This window comes from Undibacterium sp. GW821-FHT07F11 (assembly GCF_059418665.1).
In genome coordinates this window covers 108,312-123,903 of record NZ_JBWKQH010000005.1, presented here as the reverse complement: position 1 = coordinate 123,903, position 15,592 = coordinate 108,312, and the positions used below count along the sequence as shown (strand labels likewise).

17 protein-coding genes are annotated in these 15,592 nt (G+C 50.1%); 3 read left to right on the top strand and 14 right to left on the bottom strand.

Annotated features, from left to right (window positions below):
- Positions 1 to 16: 16 nt before the first annotated feature.
- The 9 genes from AC07OI_RS13955 to ccmA form a co-directional block, all read right to left on the bottom strand.
- Positions 17 to 730 (bottom strand): tetratricopeptide repeat protein, encoded by a 714-nt coding sequence (locus AC07OI_RS13955; protein WP_495257665.1) that lies wholly within the window; start codon positions 728 to 730, stop codon positions 17 to 19.
- Positions 731 to 751: 21 nt separating this feature from the next.
- Positions 752 to 1,216, bottom strand: coding sequence for a cytochrome c-type biogenesis protein (locus AC07OI_RS13950; RefSeq protein WP_495257664.1), 465 nt, complete (start codon positions 1,214 to 1,216; stop codon positions 752 to 754).
- A gap of 1 nt (position 1,217) precedes the next feature.
- The gene (locus AC07OI_RS13945) at positions 1,218 to 1,745 is read right to left on the bottom strand and encodes a DsbE family thiol:disulfide interchange protein (protein WP_495257663.1); all 528 of its coding nucleotides are present in this window, start codon (positions 1,743 to 1,745) and stop codon (positions 1,218 to 1,220) included.
- Positions 1,742 to 3,733, bottom strand: a complete 1,992-nt coding sequence (locus AC07OI_RS13940; RefSeq protein ID WP_495257662.1) for a heme lyase CcmF/NrfE family subunit — start codon at positions 3,731 to 3,733, stop codon at positions 1,742 to 1,744. Before AC07OI_RS13940 ends, AC07OI_RS13945 begins: the two co-directional genes overlap by 4 nt.
- Positions 3,730 to 4,176, bottom strand: coding sequence for a cytochrome c maturation protein CcmE (gene ccmE, locus AC07OI_RS13935; protein ID WP_495257661.1), 447 nt, complete (start codon positions 4,174 to 4,176; stop codon positions 3,730 to 3,732). The genes AC07OI_RS13940 and ccmE overlap by 4 nt, the downstream gene beginning before the upstream one ends.
- Positions 4,173 to 4,364 (bottom strand): heme exporter protein CcmD, encoded by a 192-nt coding sequence (gene ccmD, locus AC07OI_RS13930; protein WP_495257660.1) that lies wholly within the window; start codon positions 4,362 to 4,364, stop codon positions 4,173 to 4,175. The genes ccmE and ccmD overlap by 4 nt, the downstream gene beginning before the upstream one ends.
- The gene (ccmC, locus tag AC07OI_RS13925; RefSeq protein WP_495257659.1) at positions 4,361 to 5,140 is read right to left on the bottom strand and encodes a heme ABC transporter permease CcmC; all 780 of its coding nucleotides are present in this window, start codon (positions 5,138 to 5,140) and stop codon (positions 4,361 to 4,363) included. The genes ccmD and ccmC overlap by 4 nt, the downstream gene beginning before the upstream one ends.
- A gap of 253 nt (positions 5,141 to 5,393) precedes the next feature.
- Positions 5,394 to 6,062 (bottom strand): heme exporter protein CcmB, encoded by a 669-nt coding sequence (ccmB, locus tag AC07OI_RS13920; protein ID WP_495257658.1) that lies wholly within the window; start codon positions 6,060 to 6,062, stop codon positions 5,394 to 5,396.
- Positions 6,056 to 6,865: a cytochrome c biogenesis heme-transporting ATPase CcmA gene (ccmA, locus tag AC07OI_RS13915; protein ID WP_495257657.1), complete on the bottom strand. Its 810-nt coding sequence runs from the start codon at positions 6,863 to 6,865 to the stop codon at positions 6,056 to 6,058. Before ccmA ends, ccmB begins: the two co-directional genes overlap by 7 nt.
- Positions 6,866 to 7,184: 319 nt before the next feature.
- On the opposite strand from ccmA, the gene AC07OI_RS13910 reads away from it, so the two are divergent.
- Positions 7,185 to 7,997 (top strand): phosphate/phosphite/phosphonate ABC transporter substrate-binding protein, encoded by an 813-nt coding sequence (locus AC07OI_RS13910; RefSeq protein ID WP_492703336.1) that lies wholly within the window; start codon positions 7,185 to 7,187, stop codon positions 7,995 to 7,997.
- 81 nt (positions 7,998 to 8,078) lie between these two features.
- Here the strand turns inward: AC07OI_RS13910 and AC07OI_RS13905 are convergent, their stop codons facing one another.
- The 3 genes from AC07OI_RS13905 to AC07OI_RS13895 form a co-directional block, all read right to left on the bottom strand.
- Positions 8,079 to 9,602, bottom strand: a complete 1,524-nt coding sequence (locus AC07OI_RS13905; protein ID WP_495257656.1) for an acyl--CoA ligase — start codon at positions 9,600 to 9,602, stop codon at positions 8,079 to 8,081.
- Between the two features lie 73 nt (positions 9,603 to 9,675).
- Entirely contained in the window at positions 9,676 to 10,674 is a 999-nt protein-coding gene (locus AC07OI_RS13900; RefSeq protein WP_492703333.1) for a 2-dehydropantoate 2-reductase, read from the bottom strand.
- A complete protein-coding gene (locus AC07OI_RS13895; RefSeq protein ID WP_495257655.1) occupies positions 10,671 to 11,459 on the bottom strand; it encodes a fumarylacetoacetate hydrolase family protein in 789 nt (262 codons plus the stop codon). The genes AC07OI_RS13900 and AC07OI_RS13895 overlap by 4 nt, the downstream gene beginning before the upstream one ends.
- Positions 11,460 to 11,675: 216 nt before the next feature.
- Here AC07OI_RS13895 and oxlT point away from each other — a divergent pair, with 216 nt between their 5' ends.
- Positions 11,676 to 12,956 (top strand): oxalate/formate MFS antiporter, encoded by a 1,281-nt coding sequence (gene oxlT, locus AC07OI_RS13890; RefSeq protein WP_492703331.1) that lies wholly within the window; start codon positions 11,676 to 11,678, stop codon positions 12,954 to 12,956.
- A gap of 96 nt (positions 12,957 to 13,052) precedes the next feature.
- Here the strand turns inward: oxlT and AC07OI_RS13885 are convergent, their stop codons facing one another.
- A complete protein-coding gene (locus AC07OI_RS13885) occupies positions 13,053 to 13,778 on the bottom strand; it encodes a substrate-binding periplasmic protein (RefSeq protein WP_492703330.1) in 726 nt (241 codons plus the stop codon).
- A gap of 478 nt (positions 13,779 to 14,256) precedes the next feature.
- On the opposite strand from AC07OI_RS13885, the gene AC07OI_RS13880 reads away from it, so the two are divergent.
- Entirely contained in the window at positions 14,257 to 14,748 is a 492-nt protein-coding gene (locus AC07OI_RS13880; protein WP_495257654.1) for a hypothetical protein, read from the top strand.
- Between the two features lie 347 nt (positions 14,749 to 15,095).
- Here AC07OI_RS13880 and AC07OI_RS13875 read toward each other — a convergent pair whose 3' ends face one another.
- Positions 15,096 to 15,572 carry a MarR family winged helix-turn-helix transcriptional regulator gene (locus tag AC07OI_RS13875; protein WP_492703327.1) on the bottom strand — a complete coding sequence of 159 codons (477 nt, stop codon included), beginning with the start codon at positions 15,570 to 15,572 and terminating at the stop codon, positions 15,096 to 15,098.
- Between the last annotated feature and the right edge of the window lie 20 nt (positions 15,573 to 15,592).

Sequence of the window (15,592 nt, the reverse complement as noted above, 5' to 3'; positions counted from 1 at the left end):
ATGAGTATCAGGGGTCTTATTTCTTTTGCGACGCCAATTTTTCTGCCTTGCTGATACTGGCATTAATGGACACTGCCATCCCATCATCTGCCGGTAATTGCTCGACTATTCTTTTCCATGCCAGGACAGCAGCCTTGTAATCCTGTTTTTCATAGGCAGCACTGCCAAGTAGAGCCAGCGCCTGTATATGGCCAGGTTTAATGATCAATGCCTTTTGCAGCAATTGCTCAGGTTCGCCAGATAAATTCTGTTGCCTGCTCACCGCCAGGGTCACTGCATAATCAGTCAACACGTCAGCATCATCTGGCCGCAAGCGTATCAACTGCTGGTAGGCGTTCACGGCAAGATCAAAGCGTCGCAAGGTTTCGTAGGAGCGTGCAAGACGTCGCCAGCCTTCTACGTCATCAGGCTGCTTTTGCAAACGTGCAGCGAGGCCATCGACCATAGCCAATATCTGTTTCTGTCCTATTCCCTGCTTCCCTTGTTGAGCATTTATTTCCTTGTCAAATTGGGGTTGGGTGATTGCCTGGATGTTACCCAGATACGCGTACAGGATAGCTACCGAGCATAGTACGGCAATGAGAAACGCGCCAGCCTGACGTAACAGCCAAGTCTTGAACTGGTTTTCCTTGGCATCGTCACTGTGAGCACGGTGTGCCAGCAATACGCGCAAGGGAAGAGCACTGGCCAGTACCAGCAACAGCAGACATAGCATGTAGAAAGAAATCATGACCAAATTCAATAATTAAAATCAAGGCAAAGGATCAGAAAAATGTCGCCTGCTTATTGTCAATTTCGCTGATTCCACTGATTCAAGATCATCATCGTTAGCAGACATGATTTTTACCCTGGTAAATAGGAATACCAGCGCAGCCAGCAATAACAAGTAGGGGCCTACCCAGAGCAATGCAGTCTGATAATTGAATGGCGGGCGGTAGTGCACAAAGTCACCATAGCGTGCCACCAGGAAGTCGGTTATTTCTCGTTCATTTTGTCCCTGCTGGAATTTTTCGCGGATTTGCTGTTTCAGGTTCATCGCCAGTTCGGCATGTGAATCTGCCAGAGTCTGGTTCTGGCAAACCAGGCAGCGCAATTCCTCAGAGAGTTTCTGTACGCGTTGATCGATGCTGAGTGTTTCTGCCTGACTGACAGTTGCCATGAACACGAGGGTGATACTGAGTACCCACCGCATGAGTTTTTTAAAGTGCGGATTCATATCATTGCTCACGCTGCAGTTGATCAATCAAGGGTTGTAATTTGCCAAATACGATTTGCTCGGTCAGCGGGCCTACATGCTTGTAGCGCACCAGACCGTGGCTATCGATGACAAAGGTTTCGGGCACACCGACCACGCCGTAGTCAGTCGCAGCTCGGCCATCGACATCCTGTACGGACAATTGATAGGGATTACCAAAGTCACTGAGCCAGCGTTTGGCATCTGCTGCCTTGTCCATATAATCGAGCCCTATGACTGGCGCAGAGAGCTGGCCGGCAAATTTGATCAGTACCGGATGCTCATGGCGGCAAGACTCGCACCATGAAGCCCAGACATTCAGCAGCCATACCTTGCCTTTGAGACTGGATGACTGAAAGTGTCCTTGCTGTTCAACTTGCGGCAATGAAAAACCGAGGGCTGGTTTGCCTATCAAGGCAGAAGGCAGCTCGTCCGTCTTGATGAGCAAACCTGTCGCCAGGAAGGCCAGCAAGATCACAAACCCTAACAAGGGCAGTAAAAAGCGCTTCATGCTGGCTCCGCATTCTGGAAGTTTTCTGCAGGTGTAGGGGCGCGAGTCTGCTGTGTGACGATCACAGCTGCGGGCTTATATCTGCGCACCAGCGCAGCCAGCAAGCCACCCAAGGCGATGGCGAGGCAGCCAGCCCAGATCCAGCTCATGAAAGGTTTGATTTGCACCCTGACCATCCAACCCTGGTCTTTACTGGCTTCACCCAGAGAGATGTACACATCCCTGAGCCAGCCGCGATCAATGGCGGCCTCGGTCATGGGCATGTTTTGTGCAGTATAGATGCGGCGTTCTGGTTCCAGCTGTAAAGTTGTATCTGCTTTACTGACTATAAAGTAGCCCCTGGCTGCAATGTAATTCGGGCCATCGATTTTTTCCAGCGACTTGAAAAACACGTCATAACCTGCCAGTTGCACATGCGCTCCGGGGCGCAAGTGATAATCCTCGCTGGTTTCCAGACTCTTGACCGCACTGACCCCTATCGTAAAAATGGCGACGCCTGCATGGGCCACGACCATGCCCCAGAAATCCAGTGACGGCGCGTGCAGGCTCTCCCACCAGCTTGCATCACCGGCAGGCCTGTACACCCGCTTAATGACTTGCCCTGCAGTAGCCAGTAATATCCATACCGCCAGGCCAACGCCAAGCCCGAGCATGAAGCTATAGTGATAAGTCAGCGCACCAGCCGCAGACAAAGCCAGCAACAGGGCAGTCAGTAAAAACCCGTCCAGATTTTCTCGCTTCACCTGTTTCCATGCAAGGTAAGGTGCCAATGCCATGAGAAACAGCACCGGTAGAATCAGAGGCACAAAAGTCGCTTCAAAATATGGCGGCCCTACCGAAATCTTCCCTAGTTGCAGGGCATCCAGAAATAAGGGATACAGTGTTCCCAACAATACTGTAGCTGCCACCACCAGGAGCAGCACATTATTCAGTAGCAAAGCCGTTTCTTTTGATACAGGTGCATAAGCTGTATTCGAACGGATTTGCGGTGCGCGCCATGCGTACAGACCCAAAGCACCACCACTGACCAACGCCAGGAAGATGAGGATAAACACGCCACGCTTAGGGTCAGAAGCAAAGGCATGTACCGAAGTCAGCACACCTGAGCGTACCAGGAAAGTGCCCAGCAGTGACAGCGAGAAAGCCAATATCGCCAGCAGGATGGTCCAGCTTTTGAAGCTGTCGCGCTTTTCACTGACAATCAGGGAATGCAGCAAAGCCGTGCCCACCAGCCATGGCATGAAGGAGGCATTTTCCACCGCATCCCAAAACCACCAGCCACCCCAGCCCAGTTCATAGTATGCCCAGAAGCTGCCCATGAAAATGCCCAACGTCAGGAAGGTCCAGGCTGACAAAGTCCAGGGGCGCACCTGGTGCGCCCAGTCACGTTCAACTTTGCCATCCATAAGCGCTGCCAGGGCAAAAGCGAATGCCACGGAAAACCCCACATAGCCCATGTACAGCAGAGGCGGGTGGATAATCATGCCCGGGTCTTGCAGCAGAGGATTGAGGTCGCGCCCCTCTGCTACAGCAGGAAAGACGCGGGTAAATGGATTGGAAGTGAACAGGATAAAACTTAAAAAACCAAAACTGATTGCGCCCATGAAGGCCAAGACCCTGGCCAGGAAAACTGCAGTCAAAGCACGGCTACGCCATGCAACTGCCAGGCCCCAGCCTGCCAGTATCAAAACCCACAACAAGAGTGAGCCTTCATGTCCACCCCAGCTACCGGCAATTTTATAAAACACGGGCAAGCGGGTATTTGAATGTGCTGCGACATAGGCAACAGAAAAATCATCACTGACAAAGCCAGCAATCAAAATTACAAAAGACAATAAGATCAACAAGAACTGCGAAGCTGCCAGCGGCCTCGCCATTGCTATCCAGACAGCTTGTTTTTTGACTATCCCCAGACTTGGAATGACCGCTTGCAGGGCCGAGAAAACCAGTGCCAGTATCAGGGCGAAATGCCCAAGTTCGATGATCATGGCAGTGGTACTCCGGACTTGGCTTGCGCCCGGTCTATCGCATATTTCGCGTCCGGCGGCATGTAATTTTCATCATGCTTGGCCAGCACTTGCTCGGCAATGAATACACCCGCCTGTGCCAGCTTACCCTGTGCTACTACGCCCTTACCTTCCTTGAACAGATCGGGCAAGATGCCGCGGTATTGCACCGCCAGGCTATTGCGTGTATCAGTCACCAGAAAACGTACTGTAATGCCATCTTCCAGTGTTTTCAGGCTGCCATTCTCAACCATGCCGCCGACACGAAAACTATGCCGCAAGGGCGCTTCGCCTGCGCTGATTTGTGTAGGTGTAAAAAAGAACACCAGATTCTTTTGAAAGGCATTCAAGATAAAAAATGTCGCCAATGCCAGCAAAGAAAGGCTGACTGCCACCAGCAGCAGGCGCTTGTGTCGTGCTTTCATGTTGCCCCGCCAGCTTCAGAGTCACGGATTTTCTGTTCCAGCTTTAGCTCACGCAAGAACGCTTTCTTTGCGAGCCCTACACTGAACAGCTCCAGCGCGAGAGCAGCAAAGAATACCAGCGCAGCCCCCCACACATACAAGGCATATCCACCCATGGCAATAAAGCTAGACCAGTTTTGCCAGATCATGATGTTGCTCCCACTTCAGCCTGCACCCAGGCGCTATGCCTTTCCCTGTCCAGTATCAACAGGCGCACACGCCACAACACGATGGCAATGACATATGCCCACAATGCCAGGGTCATCACCAGCATGCCGCTGAGCATGATATTGGCCATCTTGGGTGCAGCACTCAGGCTGACCGATGCCCCCTGATGCAGGGTATTCCACCACTTGACGGAGAAATAAATGATGGGGATATTCACAACACCCACCAGCGCCAGCACTGCACCAGCACGGTCAGCGCGACGGCTATCGTCAATCGCCGCTTGCAAGGCGATCAGCCCAAGATACAGGAACAGCAAGATCAATTCAGAAGTCAGGCGCGCATCCCAGACCCACCAGGCACCCCAGGTAGGCCTGCCCCAGAATGCCCCTGTCCATAAGGCCAAAAAAGTAAACAAAGCGCCCGTAGGTGCCAGGGCACGCGCCAGCAATGCAGCGAGACGGGTATTGAAGATCAGGCTGATCGCCGACCAGAAGCTCAGGGCCAGATAGATCAGCATGGACAGCCAGGCAGCAGGCACATGAATGAAAATGATGCGATAAGCCTCGCCTTGCTGCCGGTCAGTCGGTGCGATCAGAAAACCCAGCACCAGGCCAACAACAGTCAACAAGCCAGCGAGCGCAAACAGCCAGGGTATGCATTTTCCTGCCACCCGATAAAAAACCGGTGGCGAAGCCAGCGCAAACCAGCTGCTGCTTTTGGCTGTACTTGAAAAGTGATCCAGACTCAACGTGTTCATGCGATTGCTGTTTGCCTTGAAAGTGTAATCAAACTAAAAATGTCATCAAAAAAAAATGAAAAAAATGCTCGCCGTAAAGCGAGCAAAAATGAACCCCTAGAGATGTACGACGTAGTAAATATACCTTGCGGCTTTTAAAAAGTATGCGAATTAATTCAGATATGAATATGTAGCTGCATGTTGCGAATACAGCAGATAAACACAAGGGATGTTGAGAATTGAGCTGATAACCAAACCAGGTATCAGTCAGGCATCAGTCAAGCATGATGCGCAAGCTATAGCTACTTGCGACAGGAGAAAGAACAGCTAAAGCAGCCAGCATTCCGGCCAGGACATACCAGTAGGCAGCAGTATCCAGACCTGCGTTGTGCGCAACAAATACGCCGCAGCCAAAGATAAGCACGGGTATGGTCAAAGGCAAGACCAGCAAAGATAACAAGACCGCACTACCACGCGTGCCCAGTGTCAATGCAGCACCCATGGCACCAATCAGGCTGAGTACAGGTGTACCGAGCAAAAGACTGAGTACCAGCACACCTATGGCGTCAAAAGACAAATCAAATTGCAACGCCAACAAGGGCACCACAAAAACAAGGGGCAAACCAGACACCAGAAAATGTGCCAGGATTTTCCCACTGACAATGACAACCAGTGGTTCTGAGGACAAGAGCATCTGCTCCAGCGTACCATCAGCATAATCGCTGGCAAACAAGCGTGGTGCTGCCAGCATGGATGACAGCAATGCTGCCACCCAGATGATGCCTGGAGCTATCGTTTGCAACAAAACCTTATCAGCTCCCACACCCAACGGAAACAGGCTGACAATCAGCACAAAGAAAACCATGGTGTTCAACACATCTGAACGACGTCGCCATGTGAGTTGCAAATCACGTCCTGCCACAGCCAGAAACAGCATCAGCATGGAGGTTCACCGAGCCACAATTCATGATGATCAGCTACCTGCAAATCGATGTCCTGATGCGTGGTGTAAATCAGCAAGCCACCTTGTTGCAAGTGTGCACGCAATATCGCTGTTAACGCTGCAGCAGCTTTCTGATCCAGTGCACTGAAGGCTTCATCGAGTATCAATAGCTGCGGCAGATCCGGCAAATATAATCTGGCCAATGCCAGACGTTTACGCTGCCCTTGTGATAACTGCCCTGCGGGCAGTAGCACAGTCTGTAGCAAGCCCATGGCATCCAGTGCCGCGCAAGCCATCGCATAAGAACAATACTGACCGGCCAGTCTGGCATGGAAAGCGATATTTTCCCAGGCCAGCAAATCGTCCTTGATGCTGTTTGCATGACCAAGAAAGAGCAGGTGTTGGTGAAATTCTTCTTTTAGTTTTTGTATGCTTTTTCCTCGCCACAATACAGAACCTGTTGCCGGACTGGCCAAGCCGCAGAGTATGCGTAACAAACTTGATTTACCGCTGCCATTACTACCCCTGACATACAGGGCATGACCGGCACGCAATTGAATCTGAATACCCGAGAACAGGTAACGATGTCCCTTGAGGCAAGCCACCTGGCTGGCCTCGAATTCGATTGGTATGCACGGAGCCGTAATTAGCAGAGGTCGCTGACTATTAATCCCGGTTTGCTGATACATGCGCTTTTTGCCTGCGTAGATGAGATGGGTATCTGGAATAGCCGACAATGAATGAGCCTGAGCCTGAGCCTGAGACTGAGCCTGAGACTGACCAGAGTCGCCTTGAACACGCATTTTAACTGCCCTGCCAGGCCCAACGAAGTTGCATTTCCTTCGATGCTTATTACAACTCCTTCTAAACACTATGCCTTATGTGGCTTAGAATAATTTCGTAGCAAATCGATATGTTTTGTCCCTCGCTTTGATGACACAGGTGCAGATATTGCGTGCCTGTTTTTCTCGCACTTAAAATTTCAGGCCATTTTATAAGAGCACTTGCTTCTTTATTGTGAGTAGTTCTCTGGAAAAAGTTTTAGAAAAAGTTGTGTGTTTGCCAAATTGTATTACAATGCTTGCAATTCTTTCTTATTTACCATTTTTTTGGACCTTATCCATGTTTTCCCTACGCGCTTTTATCTTTGTTTCTCTTACACTCGTGGCACAGGTAAGCATTGCGCAAGAGTGGGTACTCGCAGTGAATGAAGGTGTAACCTATCAAGATGGCAGCCCTATCAGCGAGCGCTATAAGCCATTAGTCGACCTGCTGGAGAAAGAACTCAAACATCCCATCAAAGTGCAGGCAGTGGACAGATACAGTAATTTCGAGGCAGGTCTCGACGCTGAACGCTATGATCTGGTATTTATCCATCCTGCACATATAGGCTTGCGTGCGGCCAAGAGCGGGAAATATTTTGGACTGGTCAGCGCCAAAGATTTTACTGAATACCGTGCCCGCGTATTCGTCAAAAAAGACTCTGTCATAAAAACCATCGCTGATCTGCGCGATAAAAAAGTAGGGGTACCCTCGCTGGAATCCATCACTACGGTCATGTTCACGGCCAACCTGACTGAGTTAGGCTTTCGCGATCCGGCTTCACGCTTTAGCGCTACCCGCTACCAGGATGCTGTTCCCTTCATGGTAGAAAATGGTTTTGTTGAAGCTGGCGTTACAGGTTCAGGTGCTGTTGCCAAAGATTGGGTCGCCAAAGGCGGGCGTGTGATTGGAGAAACAAAACCTGTCCCTATCAAGCAATTTCTGGCCTCACGAAAACTGAGTACAGATCAACGTGACAAGTTGCAAAATATTTTGCTTAAACTCAGCGAAAACGATGCCGGGAAAGTGGCATTAAAGAGCATCAATATGAAGGGTTTTGTGCCATGGGACAATGCAGTCATGGCAGATGCAATCAAGCGACTGGGCCTGTAAAATAGTCCAGGCATAGCAAAAGGGTATAGATTACATCTGTACCCTTTTTGATTGTAGCGCCTGATTTGTTTGCTTCTACGCTTACAATCCTAACTTGGCAGCCAGGCCTATGCGTTGCAATTTGCCGGTGGCACCCTTGGGTATTTCTTCCAGAAACAATATCTTGCGCGGTATCTTGAAATCAGCCAGGCGTATGGCGGCAAATTCTCGCAATTCCTTTTCTGTAGCTGTCGTCCCTTCACGCAATACCACGGCAGCCCCTACCTCTTCACCCAGCTTGTCGTGGGGTATGCCAAAAGTAACGACTTGCTGTACCGCAGGATGATCCATCAAAATTTCATCAACTTCACGCGGGGAGATTTTCTCGCCGCCGCGGCTGATGATTTCCTTGAGACGACCAGTAATGCTGAGGTAGCCATCCACATCCATGATGCCCTGGTCACCGGTACGGAACCAGCCATTGGTATAAGCTTCTGCATTGGCCTTGGCATTATTTTCATAGCCTGCCGTCACATTCGGGCCACGGATAACGATTTCGCCTGTCAGTCCACGCTCCAGCAAATTACCATCCACGTCCATGATCGCGACTTCAGGGCCGGCGGCAATGCCGACCGAGCCGGGTATGCGCCTGGCAGGCGGCAGTGGGTTACTGGCCATCTGATGTGCGGCTTCGGTCATGCCATAGGCCTCAATCAAAGGGGTCTTGAAAACAGCTTCAAGTTCACTGATGACTTGCGGCGGCATGGAAGATGATGATGAGCGTATGAAGCGCAAGGGATTGGCCGCAATCACGTCATGATTTTGCGCTGCGCGCGCAACGATGGTCTGGTGCATGGTAGGCACGGCGGTGTACCAGGTAGGTTTCGCTTCTGTCATCCAGCTAAAGAATTTCAGGGCATTAAAGCCTGGTGTGCAAAAGATGCTGCTACCAGCCGACAAGGGTGCCAGCAAACCCGCGATCAGACCGTGGATATGGAACAGCGGCATGATATTGAGACCACGGTCAGCCGCAGTCAATTGCAGGTTGTCGCGTACATTGCAGCCAGAGGCACAGATATTGATATTCGACAGTGGCACGATCTTGGGACGTGAGGTAGTGCCTGATGTATGCAATATCAGGCCTACGTCTTCAGGCGCAGCAGGGCCAGGAGAGAAGGATGCACTGGCAGCTTGCGGATTGACCTGCGTCAGCGTGAATGCACCTGTGCCCTCGTCACTGGGAGTCAGTTCCAGCACCTGTATCTTCAACTTGTCAGCAATTGCCAGCGCATGTGAAGTACTGCCCTTCTCTACCACCAGCGCTTTGGCATGCAGGTCAGACAGATAGAATTCAAATTCATCAGCACGATAGACAGGGTTCAGCGGTGCAGCAGTGGCAGCCGCAGCAATGCAGACAAAGGCGCTGGCCATTTCCGGGCCATTCGGCAGGACGATGGCAACCCTGTCCTGGCGGCCTATGCCAAAGCTGTTCAGGGTAGCCAGGGTTCTTTGCTGGTTGGCGCGCAGGTCGCGGTAAGTCAGCGGCTTGGCACCTGGCGCTTGCAGAGCGATGGCATTGTCAGAGCCGACGGCGAGTAATTCGACGAGTGTGGAAAATCTTTGCATGATTGCTTTCTATGATAAAAAGTAAATCCCTTGATGCAGTACAGTTCAGTCGCTTACTTCTTCTGCTTACTGACTACTGAATACGCAGTTTGCCATTTTGTTCCTGCACCGTACGTGCCAGCAGCGCAGTCAGTGCATACACCGCTTCTATGTTCGGCGTGGCAGTGTCAGTAATCTTGCCCATTTCTATGACAGTGCCAACCAGCGCCTCCAACTCTATGGGGCGGCCAGCTTCAATATCCTGCAGCATCGAAGTCTTGTGCTTGCCAACAGCAGCAGCACCGGCGATACGTTTGTCTATGGTGACCTTGAAATTCACACCCAGCTTTTCACCTATCACCTGCCCTTCACGCATCATGCGCGCCACCAGTTCGCGTACCGGTGCAAATTCGCAGATATCTACCAGCGTCGCATGAGTCAGCGCACTGATGGGATTGAAACTCAGGTTACCCCAGAGCTTGAGCCAGATTTCTGAGCGGATGTCAGACGAGATCGGTGCCTTGAAACCCGCTTGGCGCAAGGCATCAGCCAACATGTGTATGCGTGGTGTATCACTGCCATCAATCTCACCCAGTGAAAAACGGTTGCCTTCTATGTGCTTGATGACGCCAGGCGCGATGATCTCGCAGGCAGGGTAGATGATGCAGCCTATGACTTTATTCACATCGATGCTGGCAGTTACCACGCCACCAGGATCGACTGCTTCTACCCTGCGCCCTTCATAGTCACCACCATGCTTGTGGAAATACCACCAGGGCACGCCGTTCTGTGCCGTCACTACGATAGATTCTGGCCCCAGCAAAGCAGGTATGTCAGCAGCCACTGCTGCGACCTGATGGGCCTTCATGCCAAGGATGACGACATCCTGCACCGGCAAATCAGCAATACGGTCCGTAGCGAAGAGGTTTGCCACATGCTCGCTGCCATCATCCATGATCAGTTTCATGCCGTTTTCACGCACCGCCTGCAAATTGGCACCGCGTATCACGACGCTGACTTCATGCCCCAACCCGGCAAGCTTGACTGCCAGGTAACCACCAATTGCGCCTGCGCCTACGACTGCTATTTTCATTTAGTATTTTCCTCAAGGCTTTCGAAACTGTTCCGCAGACTGCCTATACCGTCTATGACGATTTCCACTACCTGACCGCTGCGCATGGGACCAGCGCCGGCTGATGTGCCACAGGCAATCACGTCACCCGGGTATAAAGTCATCTCGCGTGAAATCATGCTGACTATCTGCGCTGGTGCAAAGATCATATCGCGACAGGGATAATTTTGCCGCTCCTTGCCATTTAAAAATGTTTTGACTGTCAGCGTTTGCGGATCCAGCCCGGTAGCAATCACGGGTCCGAACACACCAAAGCTGTCACAACTTTTTGCCCGGCACCACTGTGCAAATGTCGTATCACGCTGCAGCAATTCTAATGCTGTCACATCGTTGACACAGGTGTAGCCGAAAATGCTGGCGACGGCCATGCCCTCATCCACATTGGTGCAAGTCTTGCCTATCACGATACCCAGTTCGCCTTCATACAGGATCTTTCCTTCATATGCCGGTGGGCGTTTGATGATGCCATCGTGCGGCAAGTAAGAATTGGAAGTCTTGATGAAATACAAAGGCTCGGCAGGAATGGCCTGCCCCAGCTTTTCAGCCAGTTCATGATAATTGTTCCACAGGCCTATCATTTTTGAGGCCAGACTTGGTGTTAGCAAACGCACCTCGCTCAATGCCAGCGTTTGACCAGTTGGCCTGGGATTATCGAACAGATCACCCTCAAAGACGGTGATGATGCCAGCGTCAAGACTGCCAAAGCCGGGCTGATTTGCATGTTCAAAGCGTAACCAATGTGTCATGTCGATAAAAATACCTAGGATTAAGAAGCAGTTTTAATCTCTTAACAAATAAGCATATGCTAAAGGTAATTTTGTTAAATAACATTAAATGAATTATTATAGTCTAGTCGAATCGGCTAGCAAATTCGACAAAATTTTTTGCATATGATTGTGCACCCTAGTATGGCCCTGCATTGCTTCTATTCACCTCTCAGATTTTGATTAAAGGACAGGCGCATGACTCTGGAAATATCCCTCAAGCCAGAAATCCCTCTGGTAGAAACCGCCTCACAGTATCGCTGGCTACAATTATTGTTAGGCATTATTTGCATGGCGATGATCGCCAATCTTCAATATGGCTGGACCTTGTTTGTTGACCCTCTGGATCAAAAATACCATTGGGGTCGCAAAGCCATACAGGTTGCATTCTTTATTTTTGTGCTTACCGAAACCTGGCTGGTGCCAGTAGAAGGCTATCTGGTTGATAAATTCGGTCCCCGTCCGGTAGTGCTGGTCGGTGGTTTGCTGATAGGCCTGGCCTGGGTCATGAACTCCTATGCAGATTCATTGACCATGCTGTATATCGCTGCAGCAATCGGTGGCATTGGCGCTGGTGCTGTATATGGCACTTGTGTGGGGAATGCGCTCAAATGGTTCCCGGACCGTCGCGGGTTGGCAGCAGGCCTGACCGCCGCCGGATTTGGCATGGGGTCGGCGCTGACCATCATCCCTATTTCAGCCATGATCAAGAACAGCGGCTATGAATCAGCCTTCCTGTATTTTGGCCTGGGTCAGGGCCTGGTCGTATTCTTGCTGTCCTTCTTGCTGAGTACGCCAAAAACAGCCCCGACTACAGCAACACCAGCGGCACGCATCAGCCAGACCAAGGTAGATTTCACCTGGAAGCAAATGATCAAGACACCGGTGTTCTGGGTCATGTACCTGATGTTCGTCATGATGGCTGCTGGTGGCCTGGTCGCCACGGCACAACTGGCCCCTATCGCCAAGGATTTTAAAATTGCTGAAATTCCTGTATCGCTGATAGGCTTCACCTTGCCTGCCCTGACCTTTGCCCTGTCCCTGGATCGCATTTTCAATGGCATCACGCGCCCCTTCTTTGGCTGGGTATCCGACAATATAGGTCGTGAAAACACCATGTTCATCGCTTTTACGATGGAGGCTGTGGGTATCCTGGCACTGAGTATTTTTGGTAAAGACCCTGTCCTTTTCGTCTTGCTGACCGGCCTGGTATTTTTTGGCTGGGGAGAAATCTACAGCCTCTTCCCTTCCACTTGCGGCGACACCTTTGGCAGCAAATTTGCAGCAACAAATGCCGGCCTGCTCTACACAGCCAAGGGTACTGCGTCCTTGCTGGTGCCACTGTCTGTTTATGTAGTAGAAGCCTATAAAGGCTGGCACGAAGTATTCTATATAGCCGCAGGTTTGAATGCCCTGGCCGCCATCATGGCACTGGCCGTACTCAAACCCATGCGTGCACGCATGCGCAATTTGCAGTGAACCTGTACCGTAACCGATAAAAAATACAATAAAGAAAAAACGCAGCAAAGAAAACTTTGCTGCGTTTTTTTATCCGGCAGACATCATCATCCGGCACTAATTCCCACGCTGCATCTCTGCCATGACGGCATTTTGTATGCCCTCAATGGTTTTATCTTTTTGCATCTTCTGCAAAATCTCAGTCAGGGCAGGTACCAGCGCTGCATGCTTCTTGTTGAGGTAATGGAATACCGGAAAAGTAGCCAAAGGAGGTGCGAGAGCTGTGATATCGGTCTGCTTCATCTCATCCAGCACAGCCTGACCAGAGATACGATTTGAGACCACGATGTCGGAACGCCCAAGCAGCATTTTTTGAAACGCCTGGCGCACCGTGGGCGCTGACTCCAGCTTCATCCCTATCGTGTTTTGCTCAATGATCTTGATGCCTTTGACAAAGCCTATCGTGTAGGGCCGCAAACTCTCCCAGCCATTGACGACAAAATTGGTGCCATTGGTGAAAATAACAATTTCATAGGTCAGTAATGGTACAGGGATGATGACCAGGTTAGGGTAATCCCTGTCCATGCCCAGCTTGCGATAAAGCTCAGCATCCATTTCGCCATTATTGGCGCTGCGCAGGGAACGCTCGCCAGGCAGATAATGGACATTCATGTTCATGCCCAGTCTGCGGTAAGCGATCTCCATGATCCTTTCCGCTATTTTTGTGGCTGGGTCTTTTTCTATCAGCGTTGAAATTTGCAGGAGCTTGCTGTCCTGCGACAGGGCAATCGTTGGCAATAAACCTGACAGGCAGGCAAGTTGTAATAAAGTTCTACGATGCACGGCTAACTCCCCTAACAACAAACAAAATTCTATGTTTGCAGGATAAAACGAATCCCGTTTTTAAAATACAGTGCATCAGAGTAATTTATCATTGCGAAACAGAAAATGACAAATGTTTGCAAACACGAATTCATAGTGTTTCAAACCATTCACATGGCCCATGGCGGAAGACAAAAACCCTGCTTGAAGCAGGCTTTTCAAGTTTTCAGATCCCGCTGAATTTCGCTATGGGTGATACCTCAGCAATCCTGAAACGCCACAGGATAAAAGAAATTTTCCCCTCTTCAAAAATTAAGTCGTTTTTACAACGATTTAACAAATATTTGAAAATCTAGTCTTATTTATAATTTATCTGAAAAATATAACAAGATATTATTCAATTGATCCTCACCTGATTCTTTATAGGGACTCATCGGAGCTTTCTCTCAGTTTTATATTCGGTAATCAAATCACACTTCCAACTCAATACAGGAAAAATATGAAAATCTCGATTCTTGGAGCAGCATTTCTGGGATTGATCATGTCAAGTTCAATTTGCCATGCAGATGACAAAGCAATTTGTGATGCTGGAAAAGGGAGCTATATCACTGGCACAGTCACATCCGGTCCAAAGTTCACAAGCGGGAAATTCCTTAAGGGCGTTGAGCTCTCGCATACCCACCTGAGCGTGAAAGTTGATGGATCTGGTGATATCTATGACGTAGCAATAGATAATGTATTTGCTACAGGCTATGTGAAGAACAGCAAAAAAGTGCCCCCTTCATTGAGTCAGATCAAAGTTGGCGACAACTTGAAACTGTGCGGACAGGAATATACAGACGGCACAAAAGGCATCCATTGGGTGCATACCGACTGCCAGCAAACACCAAGTCCCAGCAAGCCGAATGGATTCATCAAGATCGTCCAAAAAGATGGCACAAGCAGCGACAATCTTGAGAGTCTGGAAACCTATTGCCGACTCTGGAATTAAAACTCTCATCCAAGCTGAATGTCATAGTGGTAAACTCTGCATCTCCGGGGGCATCAGTCTGCCACTATGCCGCAAGAATATCGCCAGGAGTCAACCATGGCCAATGTTACAGATTCAAATCCTCAAAAGTCTGCTTCGTCCTGGATGGCAGAGGCAGTTGCTTCGACCGCTTTCCTCCTGTCAAGCTTCCTGAAAAACCCGAGGTATTGACTTCCCGAATATCAGAATTTATCTGATAAGTAGGCATGTATGCGAGGAACGTACGCGAAGAATATGTGCGGATAAGCTTATTTGGGATGGAGTAATCATAGCCATCCGCCGATTTCTTGCGGTGCAGGGGTTAAGAATCAAGCCTGTTTAGCAAGAGCGATCATCACTTCCCGCCAGGCTTTCTGCCCCGAGGCCGACATTTCACCCAGGGCAGTTTGCATCGCCGCCCGCTCGTGATCCGACGCGGTGCGTTCCATGCGAACACCTTTCGGTGTCAGCCTAAGTCGCTTGACGCGATGCTCGACGGTATCTCTTTCTGCAACGACATAGCCGTTTTCCTGCAGGTATTTCATGGGGCGGTGAAGTGCCTGTTTGGTGATGCCGAGGGTTTCCAGCAAGCTCCCCACGGAAATACCATCGGTACGTGCAATAACGTAAAGAATCCTATGGTGCACACGTGATAAGCCATGTTCTGCAAGGTATCGGTCCGCTTGCAGAACCAGCCCACGAAAAGCAAAATGCATCAGAAGCAGGGCTCCATCCAGCGTATGGATCTCGTTCATGCCAGCCTTTTGTACAGCTGGCAGTTCGAATATGGAGTTTAGTTTGGTCATCGCTCCATTATAATTGACGG